At 43.9% G+C, this 18938-nt stretch carries 15 protein-coding genes and 1 riboswitch; of the genes, 1 reads left to right on the top strand and 14 read right to left on the bottom strand.

All coding sequences use genetic code 11. The features are described 5' to 3' along the window. Nucleotides 1–41: 41 nt before the first annotated feature. The 11 genes from grdB to C0979_RS00570 form a co-directional block, all read right to left on the bottom strand. Entirely contained in the window at nucleotides 42–1352 is a 1311-nt protein-coding gene (grdB, locus tag C0979_RS00620) for a glycine reductase complex selenoprotein B (RefSeq protein ID WP_101694144.1), read from the bottom strand. A gap of 17 nt (nucleotides 1353–1369) precedes the next feature. After that, a complete protein-coding gene (locus C0979_RS00615; RefSeq protein ID WP_200816233.1) occupies nucleotides 1370–2650 on the bottom strand; it encodes a glycine/sarcosine/betaine reductase component B subunit in 1281 nt (426 codons plus the stop codon). A gap of 74 nt (nucleotides 2651–2724) precedes the next feature. After that, entirely contained in the window at nucleotides 2725–3120 is a 396-nt protein-coding gene (locus C0979_RS00610; RefSeq protein ID WP_101694143.1) for a GrdX family protein, read from the bottom strand. Between the two features lie 171 nt (nucleotides 3121–3291). Then, nucleotides 3292–3404: riboswitch (glycine riboswitch) on the bottom strand. Nucleotides 3405–3563: 159 nt separating this feature from the next. Next, complete coding sequence (locus C0979_RS00605) at nucleotides 3564–4928, bottom strand: alanine/glycine:cation symporter family protein (protein WP_101694142.1); 1365 nt, start codon at nucleotides 4926–4928, stop codon at nucleotides 3564–3566. A gap of 241 nt (nucleotides 4929–5169) precedes the next feature. Beyond that, nucleotides 5170–6603 carry an adenylosuccinate lyase gene (gene purB / locus C0979_RS00600; protein WP_101694141.1) on the bottom strand — a complete coding sequence of 478 codons (1434 nt, stop codon included), beginning with the start codon at nucleotides 6601–6603 and terminating at the stop codon, nucleotides 5170–5172. Nucleotides 6604–6682: 79 nt separating this feature from the next. Continuing rightward, entirely contained in the window at nucleotides 6683–7369 is a 687-nt protein-coding gene (locus tag C0979_RS00595) for an amino acid ABC transporter ATP-binding protein (protein ID WP_101694140.1), read from the bottom strand. 12 nt (nucleotides 7370–7381) lie between these two features. Continuing rightward, complete coding sequence (locus C0979_RS00590; RefSeq protein ID WP_101694139.1) at nucleotides 7382–8032, bottom strand: amino acid ABC transporter permease; 651 nt, start codon at nucleotides 8030–8032, stop codon at nucleotides 7382–7384. A 61-nt stretch (nucleotides 8033–8093) separates the two neighbouring features. After that, complete coding sequence (locus C0979_RS00585; RefSeq protein ID WP_101694138.1) at nucleotides 8094–8933, bottom strand: amino acid ABC transporter substrate-binding protein; 840 nt, start codon at nucleotides 8931–8933, stop codon at nucleotides 8094–8096. A gap of 112 nt (nucleotides 8934–9045) precedes the next feature. Beyond that, on the bottom strand, nucleotides 9046–9816 hold the full coding sequence (locus tag C0979_RS00580) for a hypothetical protein (RefSeq protein WP_101694137.1): 771 nt from the start codon (nucleotides 9814–9816) through the stop codon (nucleotides 9046–9048). Further along, on the bottom strand, nucleotides 9791–11074 hold the full coding sequence (locus tag C0979_RS00575; protein WP_101694136.1) for a DUF5716 family protein: 1284 nt from the start codon (nucleotides 11072–11074) through the stop codon (nucleotides 9791–9793). Before C0979_RS00575 ends, C0979_RS00580 begins: the two co-directional genes overlap by 26 nt. A gap of 12 nt (nucleotides 11075–11086) precedes the next feature. Then, nucleotides 11087–14380, bottom strand: a complete 3294-nt coding sequence (locus C0979_RS00570) for a DUF5717 family protein (RefSeq protein ID WP_101694135.1) — start codon at nucleotides 14378–14380, stop codon at nucleotides 11087–11089. A gap of 140 nt (nucleotides 14381–14520) precedes the next feature. Here C0979_RS00570 and C0979_RS00565 point away from each other — a divergent pair, with 140 nt between their 5' ends. Next, nucleotides 14521–15615: a pyridoxal phosphate-dependent aminotransferase gene (locus C0979_RS00565; protein WP_101694134.1), complete on the top strand. Its 1095-nt coding sequence runs from the start codon at nucleotides 14521–14523 to the stop codon at nucleotides 15613–15615. Between the two features lie 66 nt (nucleotides 15616–15681). Here C0979_RS00565 and C0979_RS00560 read toward each other — a convergent pair whose 3' ends face one another. From C0979_RS00560 to C0979_RS00550, 3 genes are all read right to left on the bottom strand, one after another. Then, on the bottom strand, nucleotides 15682–16026 hold the full coding sequence (locus tag C0979_RS00560) for a cupin domain-containing protein (RefSeq protein WP_101694133.1): 345 nt from the start codon (nucleotides 16024–16026) through the stop codon (nucleotides 15682–15684). A gap of 82 nt (nucleotides 16027–16108) precedes the next feature. Then, nucleotides 16109–18085, bottom strand: coding sequence for an ABC transporter permease (locus C0979_RS00555; RefSeq protein WP_306346027.1), 1977 nt, complete (start codon nucleotides 18083–18085; stop codon nucleotides 16109–16111). Then, a complete protein-coding gene (locus C0979_RS00550) occupies nucleotides 18069–18836 on the bottom strand; it encodes an ABC transporter ATP-binding protein (protein WP_101694131.1) in 768 nt (255 codons plus the stop codon). Before C0979_RS00550 ends, C0979_RS00555 begins: the two co-directional genes overlap by 17 nt. Between the last annotated feature and the right edge of the window lie 102 nt (nucleotides 18837–18938).

Genomic DNA, 18938 nt, shown 5'->3' with positions numbered 1-18938 from the left:
AGTCTTCACTACCAAGGCCTGGAAATTCTTCGCCTTGTGTATTAATCAAAAATTGTCTGTCCGTCAACTTCTGTTGTAAGAGCTTTCAGAGCTTTTTCAACAATATGACGACGCAGTTCTTTCTCCTCAGCCTTATCCAGAGCTGGATTTCCAAGTGGATGAGGAATTGCAATAGCCGGAACAATTCTGTTCGCTCCAACTGTCATGGAGATAGGTGTTACTGTACAAATATGTACAACAGGGATTCCTGCTCTTTCTACCTCTTTAACCATCGTTGCACCGCAACGAGTACAGGTACCTCAGGTAGAGGTAAGGATAACAGCATCTACTCCGTCAGCTTTCAGCTTCTGAGAAAACTCAGCTGCAAATGCCTTTGAAGATGCAACGGCTGTACCGTTACCTGTTGTTGTGTAGAACAGGTGATGAAGTTCTCCGATAATTCCTTCTTTTTCCATATCACGAAGCACATCAACCGGAAGAACACGGTCAGAGTCTTCGTTTGCGTATACTGGATCGTATCCGCCATGTGCGGTTTCATAGGTCTCTTCTGTCAAATCCATCACGCCTGTAATATCATACTCTCCATAGTGAGATGCACTTGAACTTTCGATATGATCCGGATTTCCCTTTGGAACAATACCGCCAGATGTAACCAGCGCAATCTTAGCATGAGCTAGATCTTTCACTGCCGGATTCGGATCAACCTTATCAAAGTCAGGCATTGGATACTCTGTCTCGTATGGCTTATCAGCCAGTTTCTTAAGGAGCATCTTAACCGCTCTCTGAGATCCTCTTTCCTTCTCAAAGAAATTCACACGAACACCGTTCGGAATGTATCCTTCTTCTGCAGACGCGCCGATTGGCTCGCCTTTTCCGATTTTAACAGCAAGTGGAGCCAGCTTCTTCACTGCGTCTCTCATACCTGCTGCGCTGTTCTTTGTTGATACAATGTAAACCTGAGACTTGAACATATCTGCTCCAGGGTTCTCTACATACATTCCTGTTACAGCTGGAATTCCAAGTTCCTCCTGAACTGCTGCTGCAATCGTTCCGCAGGCAACTCCGTAACGTCCTGCATTAAATGCAGGTCCTGCTACGAATACATCAGGATTCTGCTCTTTTACCATTGCCAAAATGTCAGCTTTTGCTTTTTCCAGGTTCTCATTGAAGTAAGAGTCACCACAAACGATTGTTGCAACAATCTCTGCTTCCTCTCCAAAATTCTGTGTCAGTGCCATACCCGGTCCAACGACTTCGCCCACACGAATCTCAGCCGGATAATCTGCTTTTTCTTCTCCACCAATCTGTGCAAAAAACTGATTGATGTAATGAACAACTCTTAATTTAGCCATCTTATTATCCTCCCTTCCTATCTTGCGCTCAGTTTGTTGAAACCTGTCTCATTGGTTGCACCTGTCAGTACCTGAAGCTCTACTTCCAGAGATCCGTCTTCGCGCAGCGTCTCTTCGCTTGCTCCGGCAATCTTGGTTACATAGTCCAAAGTTCCAATAACTTTATCAAGTTTCGGCAGGATAATTACCTGGTTTGCATTTCCGCCGGTAACTACTGCGTCTGCAGCTGGATCCGCATCTGCCAGAGACTGAGATTTACCATCGCGTCCTGCATACTCATCGGTAATGATAACCGTCTTTACGCCTTCTGCTTCAATCTTCTTACAGTTCATAATCAAGTCTGTATCCGGGTTACCAAATCCTTCCTGAGATACGATAACACCGTCTAAATCCAACATCTTACACAGTTTTGCTGTCCAGTCAGAAGAACGCATCTTATCAGCCAGATATACGTTTTCATTTGTAATAATATGGCATACAAAGTTCAAAGTTTTTCCATGCTGTTCAAACAGATCATGTACAACTGGGTTATTCAGGTGTACGTATGTTGGGTTCTTGTCACAAGCAGATACACAGTTACCGGATACGATTGCGCCATCCATAACCTCTGTAGGGCTTAAAATAGTAGGAACGATCTTCTTTGCATCCACACCGTATACATAAGTATCATGCAGAAGTCCCTGACTCTGCAGCATCTGTACATAAGCCACTCTCGGAAGATCTGGATATTTTTCCATTCCTTCTTTGATTGTGCATGTCTCATATACTTTTGTCTCGTCTGGAGTAAGTTCACGTGCCAGTTCCCCAATGTATGTAGCTACTCTGAATCCCGCAAATCTCACTGCCGCCTCGTAATCATGCTGTTTAATTCCATCAACCGGCTCGCATACCATAACCAGGTTCAGTGTCTTTGAGAATGGAGTGTAGTCTGCTCCAGGCCCCGTCATATCGATAATTCCTTCCTGGAATCCTACAATCTTACCAGCTGTAACAACAGCCATTCCTTTCAATGCGTAAGTTTTTCCTTCTCCTACCGTGTCTACCTTAGCGATAACTCCCGGGAAGATTCCTCCTCTTCCTTCTACTTTCACACGTGGTTCGATTACATCCTTAACCGGTGTAATTCTTACTGATTCACCTGGCTTTGCAATGTCTAATGATACGCTCTTAATCTTCTCGTCTTCAAGAGCTACAGCTTTTACAGCCTCCTCGGATACATACAGAATACCATCTTCGATCTTAGACTCAGATGCGAACTGGATATCCTTAATGTAAATGTGTCCCATTTCTAATCTCACTGGTGATTCCCTCCTTCAATATCTTTTGATATTATTGTTTTATTGTTTTAAGCATCAAGCTTTTAAAACCTTACTTAATGTTCACTCCACATCTGCGTATCTGCAGATGTAATACCGCTTTCGATCAGGGTAAGATCGATCAACTGAAAATCGCCATATACTTCCGGTTTGTATTTGTCTGACCGAAATACAAACTTTCCGCACGCCTGTATGGCATTCTCGATAATCGCAAGCCCTTGTGCGTCGACCGCCCCCTTTTTTTCAGATACCATGATGGATTTATAGGGTGTTTCATTCGGCTTTACACTTCCGGATAAGGGATGCGACAAAAGTGTATGCCCCTCATGGATCCTGTCTCTGACGTCCTTTAGAATATCTTCATATGAAATTTCCTGATAAACCACATTGTGCGTTTCCCCAAGTTTGTCCCTGACCATAGGGTTGTTCGTAATAATCATATACCCATTCATCTGACCTGCTTACTCCTTCCGGTGTCATTTCTCTTTTTTCATCCTGCATATAAGATTAAAAAAAGGACGATTTAAACACATCTTCTGTGAGTAAGTCGTCCTTCCTGTCTTTTGCCCTGATAATGAATAAGCTTACTTAAAGTTATCATACAGCACAAGATTCAGAATGTGGTCCATTTCTCAGTCCTTTTGCCTGAAAGTTTCATCCGTCCACGCGACACCTCACATCTCGGATTTGCCTCTTCGGCGGCCGGATCACACCGACTCTCTCTTAAGAAATATCATTCCACTTATTGATTTCATTTATAGACAATCTAAATAATTCTCGTCATCTATGTCTATAATACTCGATTATTTTTCTATTTTCAACTGCCGTAACAAATTAAAATGATTTTAGTGATTTTGCATAAATATACTTTTTGATTTTTATGCAACTTCACAATCTATTTTTTCTTGGCATAATTCTGAAAATAATCATCATGTACTTTCTTAATCGTTTTGCTTAAGACGATCAAACCGATAAAGTTCGGAATCACCATCATAGAATTGAAGCAGTCTGCCATATTCCATACAAGATCAACCTGTGCAAGGGAACCAAGAACTACACATACACACACCAGTACGGAATAGATCTTTACAGCCTTTGGTCCAAACAGATACTTGATATTTGCCTGACCAAAGAAATACCATCCTACAATGGTAGAGAATGCGAAGAAGAACATACAAATCGCAATGAAAATGTCTCCTCCTTTTCCATACAGGGTAGAGAATGCATACTGGCTAAGTTCTGCTCCTGTAAGTCCTGTCGGGATGGATTTTGTTGTAATAATAACCAGTGCTGTCAGGTTCAATACTACGAAAGTATCAATGAACACACCTGTCATTGCCACAAATCCCTGTTCTACCGGGTGATTAACCTTTGCCACTGCATGTGCATGAGGGGTAGAACCCATACCGGCTTCATTGGAGAACAGTCCTCTTGCCACACCCTTTGTAAGAGCCAGCTTTATGGTTGCGCCAACCGCACCACCGGAGATCGCCGCCGGATTAAACGCACCCACAACAATTGCGTGGAACGCATATGGGATATTTCTCCAGTTATAGAAAATAACGATCAATGCACCCACAATGTAGAGGGCTGCCATAATTGGAACGATGATCTCCGTTACTTTCGCGATACGTTTCATACCACCCACAAAAACGAAGAGCGCAATCACTGCAACAACAACGCCCATAACCGGCTGTGGAATTCCAAATGCAGTGTGGAAAGATGCTGCAATAGAGTTAGACTGAACTGCATTTCCCATAAAGCCAAGTGCAAAGATAATCAACACTGCAAAAAGAGCGGCAAGGAATTTTCCAAATCCACCTTTGAATGCTGCACGGATATAATACACAGGTCCTCCTGTCACTTCTCCGTCCGCTCCTACCTGTTTGTACTTCTGTGCCATTAATGCCTCTGCATAGATGGTTGCCATTCCTAAGAAGGCCGCAATCCACATCCAAAAGATTGCTCCTGGTCCTCCCACTGCAATCGCTGTTGCTGCACCGGCAATATTACCCGTTCCTACCTGTGCTGCAATAGCTGTAGCAAGCGCCTGGAAAGAAGACATTCCGTCCGCACCGGCTTCCCCCTTCTTATGGAACAGTCCGCCGAAGGTTCTTCGCATTCCTTCGCCAAAGCCGCGCACCTGAATGAAACCAAGCCTGAATGTGAACCAGATTCCGCCACCAAGCAGAGCGATAATCAATATGTAGTCTGCAAGGTAGTGTTGAATTGTTAGTACGATGTTGTTTAATGTTTCCACAACATGCCCTCCTTTTTCCTATAGATATTTTGAATAATATCTTCGATATAATTCAATGGATCTATAATACCATGTATATGCTTCTGAATCAATCAAATTTCATAAAATTTTGTCATTTCTTTCACATATTTTTTATTTTTTTTACAAATTCTTTATCAAAGCACAAAAAGCCACCGTGAAACCGGCATATTTCACCAGTTTCACAGCAGCTTTTTTGTATATTCTGTACATTTCTTCGCTTTTATACGTTAATCTCCGCAGTCATTCCCAGACAATCCTTATTGCTTTCCAGTACAGGCGCCACAACATCTCTTAAGAATGCTTCCACCTGCACGGCTGCACGTCCTGTATATTTGGTCGGATCCATCGTCTTCTTGAGTTCTTCTTCACTAAGTCCAAACGCCGGATCTGCAGCAATCAGCTCCAGAAGATTGTTATCCAATCCTTTCTCCTTGACATTGCGTCCTGCCTCCATAGAAAGCTCACGAATCCGCTCATGGAGTTCCTGTCTGTCTCCCCCTGCTTTTACCGCATCCATCATAATATTCTCTGTCGCCATAAACGGAAGCTCTGACATCAGCCGCTTCTCAATTACCTTTGGATATACCACCAGTCCGTCCACCACATTCAGACACAGATCCAGAATTCCGTCAATTGCAAGGAATCCTTCCGGCACGCTTAAGCGCTTATTTGCAGAGTCATCCAAGGTTCGTTCAAACCACTGGGTCGCGGATGTAATAGCCGGATTCAGTGCATCGATCATTACATATCTGGATAATGATGCAATTCGTTCACTTCGCATCGGATTTCTCTTATATGCCATAGCAGAAGATCCAATCTGAGTCTTTTCAAACGGCTCTTCTACTTCTTTTAAATGCTGAAGCAAACGGATATCATTGGAAAACTTATGCGCACTCGCCGCAATTCCTGCCAATACATTCAATACACGAGTATCTACTTTTCTGGAATAGGTCTGTCCAGATACCGGATAGCACGCCTCAAATCCCATCTTCTTAGCAATCATCGGGTCAATCTTGTCAATGGTCTCCTGATCTCCATCGAACAGTTCCAGGAAGCTGGCCTGGGTTCCTGTCGTTCCTTTCGATCCAAGAAGCTTTAAGCTTCCCTTTACATACTCTAAATCTTCCAGATCCATCAAAAATTCCTGCATCCACAAAGACGCGCGCTTTCCAACGGTAGTTGGCTGCGCAGGCTGGAAATGAGTAAATGCAAGGGTCGGCTGATCCTTGTAGGTATCCGCAAACTTCGCAAGTTCTGCGATTACATTCACCAGCTTCTTCTTTACAATATCCAGCGCCTCCGCCATCAGAATCATATCTGTATTATCTCCTACATAACAGGAGGTTGCACCCAGATGAATAATTCCTTTTGCCTTCGGGCACTGCTGACCGTAGGCATAGACATGGGACATAACGTCATGGCGAACCAGTTTCTCTCTTTCTCTTGCCACCTCATAGTTAATATCATCTGCATGGGCACGCAGTTCTTCAATCTGCTCTTCCGTAATTGGAAGTCCAAGCTCACGCTCCGTCTCTGCCAATGCTATCCAAAGTCTTCTCCAGGTACGGAACTTTTTGTCCGGTGAAAAAATGTACTGCATCTCCCGGCTTGCATACCGCTCAGAAAGCGGGCTTTGATATCTGTCATTACTCATATCTGTCCTACTCCTCACTTTATATTGATTACAATTATAACACGTATAAGTATAATATAGAGAAAAGAGAAAAGCAATGTTACTCCTGCTCAAATTTTCCAAGGAACTCCCGCATTCTTTCATTGGATGAGCCAAATACTTCCTCCGGTGTCCCCTCTACCGCAATATAACCATTGTCCATAAAAATAATATGATCTGACACATTTTTTGCAAAATTCATCTCATGGGTCACGATCACCATCGTCATATGCTCTGCCGCCAGATCCTTGATCACCTTCAGGATCTCTCCGGTAAGCTCCGGATCCAACGCCGAAGTAGGCTCATCAAAAAACAGGATATCCGGCTTCATAGCCAGCGCCCGCGCAATGGATACGCGCTGCTGCTGTCCTCCCGACAACTGATAAGGATAGGCATTTTCCTTGTTGGACAATCCCATTTTCGCAAGAAGCTCTCTCGCTTCCCGGTACACCTCTTCTTTCTTTCTCTTCTGCACCTTTATCGGTGCATCCGTAATATTCTTTAATACTGAATAATGTGGGAACAAATTAAAGTTCTGAAACACCAGTCCAAATGTCCCCTCATACGTAATGAGCCCTTCATCCTGCGTCTCCAGCCCCGTCGCGCATCGAAGAAGAGTCGATTTCCCAGACCCGGAAGGGCCGATAATTCCAAGCACTTCCCCTTTGTCAACTGTAAGAGAGATGTCTTTCAGCACTTCTACACCGTTAAAACTTTTTTTGATATGCTTCATTTCCAGCAAACTCATGACTCTTCCTCCTTATTTGTAGTAGTTCAGTTTCTTTTCCAGGCGTTCCATCAAAAATGCCACCACAAAGTTGAAAATGTAATAGAACACTCCTGCAAATATAAACGGAATCATGGATGCCTGGGCTGACGCCAACGCTTTTGCCACGGTAAACATCTCCAAAATGCCGATGGTAAACGCAAGGGACGTATCTTTGACCAGTGTAATTGTCTCATTGGTCACAGACGGCAGAATCACCTTCACCACCTGCGGAAGAATAATCCGCATAAAGGTCTGCCCCTTACTATAACCTAAAATCTTCGCCGCTTCATACTGCCCATTCGGAATCGACTCAATTCCACCACGATAAATCTCTGCAAAATACGCTGCATAATTCAATACAAAACCTACCGCTACCGCCGTATTCTTCCAGGTCGGCGTATTCTGAATTCCGAACAGGTAAAACGGTCCAAAATAGATCATCATCAACTGAAGCATCAGCGGAGTTCCCCGCATAATCGATATATATACCTTGAAAATCCCGCGTACCAGCGGATTTTTTGCCATTCTTCCAAAGGCCACCAACATTCCCAAAGGCAGAGAAAATACAAGTGTCACTACAAAGATCAATAGTGATACTGCCATTCCTTCCCCCAGTTTACTCAACATCACTGATATTGCCATAACTTACTCCTTCTCGCAGAAAACGGGACGTCGTTTCTGACAGCCCCGTTATCCTGATCCTTTATTTTCCGATCATTGTAATATCTTCGCCAAACCACTTCTCTGAGATCTTAGCCATTGTTCCATCAGCTGCCATCTCTTCCAGTGCCTTCTGAACCTGATCCCTTAAAGCTTCATTTCCTTTTGCAAATCCAATTCCATATTCTTCTGCTGCAATCTCTTTATCCAGAATCTTGAATGCCGCATCACGCTTCTCGATCTGATAAGATGCAACGACAATGTCCATTGCCACCGCATCGGCTGCTCCGGATTCCAGTTCCATAAATCCGGTATTGTAATCCGGGATCACCTGCAGATTTCCAAACGTTGCCGTCAACTCCTGGTTATCTTCCAGCGCTGCCTGTGCAGAAGAATCGGTCTGAACGTCTACAACCTTGCCTTCCAGATCCTTCTCGGAATCAATTCCTGAATTCTCTCTCACAACAAACACCTGCTTGTTGTTCAAATAAGGATCTGACCATGTATAATTATCTTCCCGTCCGTTCATAGTGAAACCGTTCCAGATACAATCAATTCCGCCGGATTCAAGCTCCGCATCCTTGGAATCCCATGCAATCGGCTTTGGCACAAATTCCAGTTCCAATCTCTCACACACTTCCTGTGCCAGTTCCAGGTCAAAACCTGTGTACTCTCCGTCATCTCCCACAAATCCCATCGGAGGGAAATCCTGATCAAAGCCTACCGTAAAGGTATCTCCCACCTTCTTTTCTTCATAAGCTTTGCTTTCCGTCTTCTTGTCATCCTTCTTCTCATCTGCTCCGCTTTCCTGCTTGCCGCATCCAGCCAACAGAGATACCGATACCATAGAAAGTGCAAGCACCATCGCCAAACGTTTTTTCATAATGAATTCCTCCCAGTTCAGATTATACAGCTCTCAATCACTTCTTTGTGTTACCATATTAGCAATTGATTACTTTACCACGCTAAATTATGTGGTTATGATATCATATTCTCTAACGCTTGTCAATCCTACGATATTCCTTTTTCCACTGTGCAAATTGCTCTTCCGGAATATCAATATCAATCTCCTGCTGAACTTTCTTGATATCCTCGCGAATTACCGATGCCATGCTTAAGAAAATTGGATTGCCTGAAAGCATTTTCATGTATTTATCCTCCGGCATTCCCCGGTAACAGCAGTAAAGATATGCCTTCAGCATGTCCGGCTCTTCACAGATCCTGTATGCCTCGTAATACATCTTCGCCGCCTCTTTATAAAGGAACTGATGGCCATAAGCCGCTCCTAAGCAGGCATAGACATGGCCATAAAAAGTCCGCTCCACAGACTCATCCCAATCTTCATTGATAATTGACTGATACACTAGAATTGCCGACTCATACTCTCCGCTTTTCTGTAGACTGTCAGCTTTATACTTCGTCCGCTCCACCGGTCTTTGATTCTTCAAATGCTCCAGAATATTGGCAATCCGATTGATATCCGCTGTAGAATAGATATTGGACTCCCGCAAAATAGTCAGCACAAACTGTTCCATAGAACGATTCTGTCTCAGCTCCTCCCTAAGACGCCCTGCCAAATCGGAAAGCTCCAGTTCTCGTTCAATCCAATCGCACATCTGATGGTTGATCATCGTATAATCAATCAGATACAGATTGTTGCAGATGTAATAACACAACTCCTCGATGGTGTAAATCTTTCTGTGAACCCGTGTAATCTCATAGGGTTGTTTTGCTCTTTTCCTATGACATAGAATTAAACTGCCCATTGATGCCTCCTAAATGTAGTACCTTCTCCGCCACAAATCCCGTTGACGGATAAAACTCTCCAAAACCGATATCCTTAAATGTCAACACGCAGGTCGATTCATCCAGAAACATCGTCTCGATCTGAAGCCGCAACGAATAATCCCTTCGTGACGGAAGTCCTTTTAAGGAAATGGTCTCCACCCGCAGTTCGTCTCCTGCCAAAGACTCGATATGCACTTCAATATCGGAAGTATCTTCCAAAATCACTTCCCAATGACCGTCTGCCTCGTACCAGTGCATTCCCCAATCCACAATCGGATACCAGCCCTCTTTACCATTTACCCGCATTCGCAGGCAAATCTGTTCCGTCATCTTGGTATCATCTAAATAAACCGGACCGTCATCGTACTCCAGACACCGGCGCATGGAAGTATAGCAGGCTCCTCTACTATAGAGATTATTGCCAAGGAATGCTCTTCTTCCGTTGCACAATACTTTCTGGGAATTCGGATACCAATTATTTTCAAACCCTTCGCCTGTCAGATAGACGGAGGATACCACTTTTTTCTCAAATACATTTTGGATAAAGGCTTTGAACTGCTCATCTGCATCTCTTGCCTTGTCCACATTCAGCACCGGATAGATCGCCGCCAATTCTTTCATATGGGCATTGGCCACCTCATCCACCGTTACGAACATTCCCGGTCCTCTGTTCCCCGCCACATTCAGCTTGCGAAGCATAAACGCCCGAATCTGCTGTGCATCACAGTAAAACAGAGCAGATTCATACTGCCAAAGCTCTTTTGGCTGATAGAACATATACTGGCAGAAGCTTTCCTTGTAATCCTGCACAGATACCCTTTCTTTCGGCACTCCGATATGGCGTCCAATTCCTTTTAACATCTTAGACATATCGATATTGGTATCCGCAACGGAAAACGTAATGTATTCGATCTCCGGAAATCCTTCCAGCGTCAGTTCAATATATTTTGCCAGAAGCCAGACCGCATCCCGCGTCTTGCCGGCAAACTCTACCTTTTCTCTTCGGACCGCACGCACGTACAGATCAGAAATCGTATTTTCCTCCTGCACTTCCGCCAGACGCTTTGCCTCTTTTCCATATACCCAATGCTCATTATAATAACCAAGAATCAGTGGAATCTGATAATTCTCCACCGCCGTCTCCAGTGTCACTGGTTCTTCTTTTGTCTCATCATAATAGCTGATCTGGCAGTTCTTTTCACTTAGATCATACCCTAGTATACTGCCTCGCTTCATTCATCTAGCCTCCTAATACATCTGAAACAGCTGATCTGCAAGACGCTGTTCCTCTTCATACGTCATCATTGCCTGTCTGCGTGTCGCCGGGCGCATCTGTGTCATGCTGTTTAACTTGCCATATCTTCCGGCTTTTGCTGTGTCTCCATCCCCGGAAATAGTCTCTTTCTCTGTTACTGTCATCTCTGTATCACTCTTCTCCTGGAAGTAGTAGCTGACTATCTCATCCGCAAACAGCACAAACTGTTTGACATACAGATTTTCATACATTGGCATCATACTTTCTTCCCGATATCCCAATTCTTCCCGATTCTCTTGCCGCATCTTATAATACAGCTTCACGCGGCTTCCTGGTTTTGCATGATAGAAAATCATCGTCTTATCATAAAGCTGCACTTCCCGTAACCACTCTTCCTGATATGCAAGATAAAACGGAAATACCAGCTGCTTTTCACACATTTCCCGCAGCACGCAATGCAGAATTTCATCCAATTCTTCCGGATACTGCTTTCCTGCATAATATTTAAGAAGCGCTGCTTTACAGATATCCGGCAAGTCTTCCTTCTGCGCACACTCTCTTGCAATGATCTCGAACACAACCGGCTTTAGCATTCGATCGCCTACGACATATTCCCTGGACACGTATCCCAAATATGCCTGTTTCAACCGGAAATATACGCTATCCGACAGATAATAATCTTCGAAAACAGATTCTTCCTGAAACAGATTCTCTGAAAACAGCATCTGCGTAATAATCCGTTCTCCAATTTTATAAGAAGGAATCTCATACTCCTGAAGTACCTTCCACAGCTTCTTCATGTCCCGCGTTGCCCCGCAGTAGTAGCTGGCCAGATACATCAGTGTTACCTTATCATACTGTTCTTTTTGGAACAATTTGAAACACAGATAACTTAAGAATTCATCCTCCTCATAATTATCTTCGCGAATCCGACGGCTGCACAGACGGAATACTTCCCGCTCATCATAGGCATCGATTCCATTGACTTTCAAATTGTCAAACGTCGGCTTCTCACGCTCGTCTTCTTGTTCCCAGACTCCGGAACTTACCGCATACTTTCTGCACATTTCCACAAACCGCGGCTCATAGAACAATCGCTTCGTCTCATAAACAATCGAGTCGGTGTAATGGCGTCCTTCCAGCGATTCCCACACAATTCGCGACTCCTTGTCATACAGAAAGATGATCGCACCTCCATCCTCATCATAAGGAACTCTTTGTCGAATGACACCATCTTTCTCAATGACCAGCACACAATTCATATTCGGAACTTTCGTTGTCACCTTATAAGCAAAGCAGACATCACGCATTGCCTCCATTCGCTCCGGTGTCATATCTTCTTCCGTGCAGAATCGTTTGTAAAGAATCCGAAGAGACTCCGTAATATGCCGTTTCATCAGCTGTTCCCAGGTAAATGCTACCATCTGCTCCCGGTAACTCAAATACAGATCTCCCGCCTGTTCCTCATAAGTAACCAGATTCGCGTACAGAAATGCCGCCTTCTTATAATTCAATGTGTTCCCATGCATAAAATACAGGAAAATAGACTTTGGAAGCGGTCCATGCGCCCCTTCCTCATCCAAGGTAATCATATAATATTCGTAAAGCTGCGCAATCTTAAGTTCCGCATCTACCGCCTTCTGATACCATGGATAGTAGCGTTTCTGATTCTTATTGCCTTTGATCAGAAGCGTGCAGATCGTATTTAAAATCATCGGCTCACTGTACATTTTATAAATCCGTTCCAGAATTCGAAACAGAGCATCACTGTAGTTCTTCTGCTGGCTGGCAAAATTGGACACATAAAGCGCCAGTTCTTTCGTCATCAGACGGTATTTTGCCGCAAAATTTAAAATCTGCAGTTCAAAATCTCCCAGCTTCTTAAGAAGTGTCGGTTTTTCCTTATAGCACAGATACGCCTGCAGATAAAACAGAACTTCGTGCGTACCGTACTCATACTGCTGTTCCAATACTTCCAGCCGCTTATACGGACTCTTATAGCGAGTGTCCAGCGTCAGAATCATATTCAAAAGTTCCCAGGAATCCTGATGGCGCATATAAGTTTTCCCAATCTCATCCAGGACTCGATCCACATGACTTCCTTTTCCGCGGATCATAGCCGTCAAGAACAGATAATAACAGTTTGTAATGGGATCCTTTCCAATCGCAAACCGATTGTAGTTATAATTCTCAAGAATCCATTTCGCCTCTTCAATCCGGTTTCCAATCAGGTAAATGTGCGCCTGGCGAAGCTGATACATCTCACTTTGCGGATTCAGTTTGCGAAGCGCAGCCATTTTCTCAGTGGCACTGTCCACCCAGCGATTCAATTCAATTCTTCCCGCCATACAGCCGACGTATTCCTTGATAATCTGTGCCATCAAAAGTTCCGGCACCCGGCGATTCTCATCATACTCCTGGTTCTGCAGAACCTCAATTTCATAAGAAAGGATTTCGTATGGCGTCACAAAGCGAAGTACACCATAATTGCGTCCGGCATGCAAATATTCCGGTCGCACAACATATTCAATCTCATAAACATTTCCCACAAAATCATCCGTGCTGATCTCCGGTCTTGACACCTTAATAAATGCGCCTTCTGCCTCAATCCGGATCGGCATATACCCCCAGGTATTCTTCATAATAGCCAGCGTTCCTTTGGTGGGCTCGGTAATGTCTTCAAACAACATTCCCTCTCCCTGTAAGGTCAGGAAAATACACTCCTTCTGCTTAATTCCCACTAAGAACTCTTCCATCGCCTGTTCTCCGAGAGACCATTTGCGCATATTGTCATATAAGTAAAAGGTACGCTCATTTTCATACTTTAAAATCTCATAAAATTCCCGGGACCGGAAGAGCCTTCCAGCCTCCGAGTAATCTTTGATCGCCAGTTTGCGGAAATCATCGGTACTCTGCACCTTACCATAACTCGTCATTACATACGGCTTTTCAATAATCGCCGTAAATGATAATTCATATTCACCGCCGTTACAGACAACCGTGAACGTTCCTTCCTCTACATGTCCTGGACGAAGCCCCCGCCCGTCATACGTAAATTCTACTTTCGCGGGATTTCCTTCAAATCCCTGATCTTTAAAATGAACACGAGAAGAAGACGGGTACACCAGCCCCCGTATCATCTGATCACTGTTCGTCTTTAAGGTAAAACTTCCCCTGTATACTTCCCCTTCTCCAATAATCAGAACCAGATTGGTCTCATCAAAGATTACGTCCGGACGAAGTGACTGAAAGTCCCCTTTAGAAAATTTCTGGATTTTATTTTTCAAGCTTCACACCTGCTTCTTTCGTTGCATTTTTATATAAAAACATACTATAATAGATTATAGCATTGATTGAACTGTAATGGCAATGCCGGATATATAAAATCTTACAAATCATGACAAATCAACAGACAAGGAGCATACATATGGAGAAAAAAATGGAATTTCATGGAAGTGACTTAGAAAAAGTTGCCGCATATTATCATATTCCGCAGGAGCAAATCGTCTGCTTTAGCGCAAATGTAAATCCCCTGGGTGTGTCTGAAAAGGCAAAAGATAAACTGATTCAGCATCTGGATATCCTTAGCCGCTACCCGGATCGGGAATATCAAACACTTCGGGAAACCATTGGCGCTTACTGCCACACCTCCCCGGAACATATTATCGTAGGAAATGGCTCTACGGAGCTTCTGTCTCTCTTGATCAGCCAAATCTGCGCCAAGCGCGCACTGGTCCTTGGTCCTACCTATTCTGAATATGCGAGGGAGATCTCTCTGACCGGTGGAACTCTTACGGAATATCATTTAAAAGAAGAACATAATTTTGCATTAGATACAGACGATCTGCTTTTGCATCTGACGGATGCCTATGATCTTTTGATTCTCTGTAACCCTAATAATCCGACCTCTTCTGCAATCCTAAAATCGGATATGGAACGGATCCTTGCGCACTGCAGCCAAAATAGCATCTTCGTGATGGTGGATGAAACCTATGCTGAATTTGCCCCGTCTATTTCAGAGATCACAGCAATTCCATTCACCAAACAGTATCAGAACCTGATGGTAATCCGCGGAGTCTCTAAATTCTTTGCTGCGCCCGGTCTTCGCTTTGGATATGGGATTACCGGAAACCAGACTCTTCGCGAACAGCTTCTGACGCATCAGGATCCCTGGAGTCTAAACAGCGTCGGCGCATTCGTCGGTGAAGAGATGCTAAAAGATGAGGATTATATTCAGCAGACATGGAATCTCATCGACAGTGAACGTACACGCCTGTATCAACGATTGACTTCGTTTCCTTCCATAAAGGTATATCCGCCTTATGCAAACTTTATTTTAATTCAAATTCTAAAAGAAGATGTCCGCTCTCTGGACGTATTTGAAGCTGCGCTTAAAGAAGGGTTGATGATTCGAGACTGCTCATCGTTCCAGTCGCTGAACGGAGAATTTATCCGCTTCTGCATTATGAAACCAGAAGATAATGACCGCCTTCTTGAATGCCTGTGGAAAGTACTGGAATAAAAAGGGACAGGGTGAAATTTAATTGGGGACGGAGGTTTTTTGAAAAAACCTCCGTCCCCAATTAAATTATTTCTTCAAAATCAATGCTACAAAGGACAAATCTTCTTCTCCCGTATTCTTAAGACCATGTCCATCGCCATCCTTACAGAAGAACACATCTCCTGCTTCTGCCGAAACAGCCTTCCCATTGTCATCATACATTCCCGTTCCGGTTAGTATATAATAGGTCTCCGTCTCACCGTGGTGCTCGTGGTATCCCAGTTCACAATGCGGAGGCAGCGTCACTTTGCTGAACATCTTGCAGTGTTCGCCCAACTCCTCTGCTCCAATCAGCACTTCCTTCATAATGAATCCGGCGCCGCCGTTCACACGCTCTACTGTTACCACTTCTCTTTCTCCTGCTTTTGTCATCCTGCATTTCCTCCTTGCCTGTTACGTTCTAACGTACCTATCAATAACAATACAGCCTGAAAAAGAATGTGTCAATTCCCTTTTATTCATTGACAATCTTATAGTACTCTCTTGCCGTCACAGCATATACTACCGCATAGAATAAGGCAAAGATACAAATCGTCAAAGCCGTGCATCCCAGATACAGTGGCACGTTGACCAGATTCAGTGTCTGCAGCAGCATTTTCACTATCCGAAATGCCACAACATTATGGATCACTGCCGTCACAAGAGGGAGGAAAAATACCATCAGCACCTGGCTTCTGATCGAACGCTTCACTTCCGCCCGGCTCATACCAACCTTCTGCATAATCTGATACCTCTCCCGATCGTCATATCCTTCCGAGATCTGCTTGTAATAAATAATCAATACGGTTGCCATCAGGAACATGGCGCCTAAATAAATTCCCATAAAAAGAAGACTTCCATACAGTTCATAAAAATTTTCTTCACTTAACACCCTGCTCTCACAGTAACTATAGGAAAATTCCTCCGCCAGCCTTGTCTCTACCGCTTCAGCCGCTTCTTTCTTCTCTTTATCCGTTCCCGTCATATCAAAGGAAATCTTATAAGCATAACTTGCAGATGCTGCGCTTCCTGCATTATATTCTTCCAGCGCCTGCTGTACGTGCCCTTCATCTGGGAGGACAAGATAGTATCCATCTACGGTACTGGACTTATTCTTTTTCTCCAGTTTCATGGAAGAAAGCTCTTTTTTCACCTTATAATTCTGATTTCCCAGTTTTACCCTATCCTTCCCATAAGTACCGTAAGGAGCATAGATAAGAGCCTCATCTGGCGCAAGGGTCTCTTGTTTGCCCTCCAGCTTATTGTAATCTTCCAGCTTAATCATCGACAGAGCGCAGACATCTGATACAGAGTAATCGTCTATTTCCGTCAGCATAAATCCATCTTTTACCTTGATGCCCGCCAGCCACGCTCCATGGCATCCGATCCACGATTTCTCCTTTACACCTGCTTTTTCTAGCTCTTCTCTAATCGCTCTCTCTGCCGCCTGATCTGTCTCCTTGGAATCAGACGCCACTTTAGCGCTGAATTCCATTGGGAATCGATATTTCAAAATATCTTCCATTCCGGCGTAGAGAGACATCGTAGTAGATACCATTACCAGCACCATGGTACTTAAAATACAGATATTCGCAAGTCCCGCTGCATTTTGCTTCATCCGGTAAATCATTCCAGATACCGCAGTAAAATGAGTGGTTTTATAATAATATCGCTTATTTTTCTTCAGGAGCTTCAACACTGCAATGCTCCCCGCAATAAAAAGCGCATAGGTTCCAATAATGACACAGACAACCGCCACAAAGAAGTCAAAAATTGCTTCCATCGGTTTTTCTACCGTCAGTGCAATACCATATCCCGCCGCAAGTGCAAGAACACCGATCACCGTCAACAGCCATTTTGTCCTTGGTTCCTTCTCCCCTTTATTTCCGCCGTGCAGTAATTCGATCGGATTGGAAAGTCGAATCTGCATCATATTATAGAATAAAGTCAAAAGAAAAATCCCCATAAACAACAGCGCCGTCTGACCTACTGCCGTTCCTGACACTGCAAAATGCATTCCTATGTCATAATGAAGAATTTTAAGAAGCAGCAGATACATCAGCTTTCCAAATACAATTCCCGCCAAAAGCCCGATTCCTATACTTACCACTGCAGTAATCAAAGTTTCCACGATCATCATTCTGGCAATATGGCGTTTTCCCATTCCCAAAATGTTATAAACACCGATTTCCTTCTTCCTTCGTTTCACCAGAAAACTATTCGTATAAAACAGAAGAAGCACAGCAAAAATCATAATGACTCCTACTGAGTACTGGAGCATCAGTTTCAAATTCTCGCTTCCAATATCTTTGCTGTGGAATAAAGCATCCATAATATAAAACATCATCACCGTCAGAATCGCCGTCAAAATATAGGGAATATATGTTTTCCGATTGTTTTTCAGGTTCGTCCATGCAAGCTTAGAATAAACAGAACTATTCAAGTTCCTCACCTCCCGCCTGAAGCACCGTCAACGTATCCGAAATCTTCTGATACATCTGCTCATTTGTCAGATTTCCTCTGTACAGCTGGTGGAATACCTCTCCATCCTTAATAAACAGTACCCGTTTCGCTGTGCTTGCCGCCTTTACGCTATGCGTTACCATCAGAATCGTCTGGCCATCCTGGTTAATGGCATTGAAGAGATTCAACAATCCGTCCGCGGCTTTGGAATCCAGCGCTCCCGTGGGTTCGTCCGCCAAAATCAGCTGAGGTCTGGTAATCAATGCCCTTGCCACCGCCGTGCGCTGTTTCTGACCGCCTGACACCTCATAAGGATACTTGTTCAAAAGGTCTGCAATTCCCAGACGCTGCGCAATGGGCGCAAGCCGCCGCTCCATTTCCTCATGCTTTCTGCCGGATAATACCAGCGGAAGGAAAATATTATCCCTCAAAGAAAATGTATCCAAAAGATTGAAGTCCTGGAACACAAATCCCAAGTTCTGACGCCTGAACGCCGCAATCTCCTTTTCTTTGACTGTACTTAAGTCTCTCCCTTTTAGATACACCTTTCCTCCTGTCGGTTTATCAAGCGCCGCCAAAATATTAAGAAGCGTCGTCTTTCCAGAACCGGATTCACCCATAATTGCCACATATTCTCTCGGTTCTACTGAAAAATTCACATTCCGAAGTGCCTCAACCTGATTTCCCCCGAACCGTGTGGTGTATATTTTCTTTACATTCTTTACTTCTAACAATGCCATGTTTTTAACCGCCTTTCTGTTTAGGTTCTTGTGTTGTCTCGTTAGGTTTCTTCTTTACAAATCTTATTATAGAAAAAGAGAAAATGTCATGCCATTGATTTG

Source organism: Dorea phocaeensis, assembly GCF_900240315.1.
Taxonomy (GTDB): Bacteria; Bacillota; Clostridia; order Lachnospirales; family Lachnospiraceae; genus Dorea_B; species Dorea_B phocaeensis.
This window is presented reverse-complemented; position numbering and strand designations above follow the sequence as displayed.

Excerpts from the sequence above, each read along its gene's own strand:
- C0979_RS00565 (WP_101694134.1), top strand. The coding sequence starts at position 14,521 with ATGGAGAAAAAAATGGAATTTCATGGAAGTGACTTAGAAAAAGTTGCC.
- C0979_RS00585 (WP_101694138.1), bottom strand. The coding sequence starts at position 8,933 with ATGAAAAAACGTTTGGCGATGGTGCTTGCACTTTCTATGGTATCGGTA.
- C0979_RS00590 (WP_101694139.1), bottom strand. The coding sequence starts at position 8,032 with ATGGCAATATCAGTGATGTTGAGTAAACTGGGGGAAGGAATGGCAGTA.
- C0979_RS00610 (WP_101694143.1), bottom strand. The coding sequence starts at position 3,120 with ATGAATGGGTATATGATTATTACGAACAACCCTATGGTCAGGGACAAA.
- C0979_RS00580 (WP_101694137.1), bottom strand. The coding sequence starts at position 9,816 with ATGGGCAGTTTAATTCTATGTCATAGGAAAAGAGCAAAACAACCCTAT.
- C0979_RS00575 (WP_101694136.1), bottom strand. The coding sequence starts at position 11,074 with ATGAAGCGAGGCAGTATACTAGGGTATGATCTAAGTGAAAAGAACTGC.
- C0979_RS00550 (WP_101694131.1), bottom strand. The coding sequence starts at position 18,836 with ATGGCATTGTTAGAAGTAAAGAATGTAAAGAAAATATACACCACACGG.
- C0979_RS00560 (WP_101694133.1), bottom strand. The coding sequence starts at position 16,026 with ATGACAAAAGCAGGAGAAAGAGAAGTGGTAACAGTAGAGCGTGTGAAC.
- purB (WP_101694141.1), bottom strand. The coding sequence starts at position 6,603 with ATGAGTAATGACAGATATCAAAGCCCGCTTTCTGAGCGGTATGCAAGC.
- C0979_RS00595 (WP_101694140.1), bottom strand. The coding sequence starts at position 7,369 with ATGAGTTTGCTGGAAATGAAGCATATCAAAAAAAGTTTTAACGGTGTA.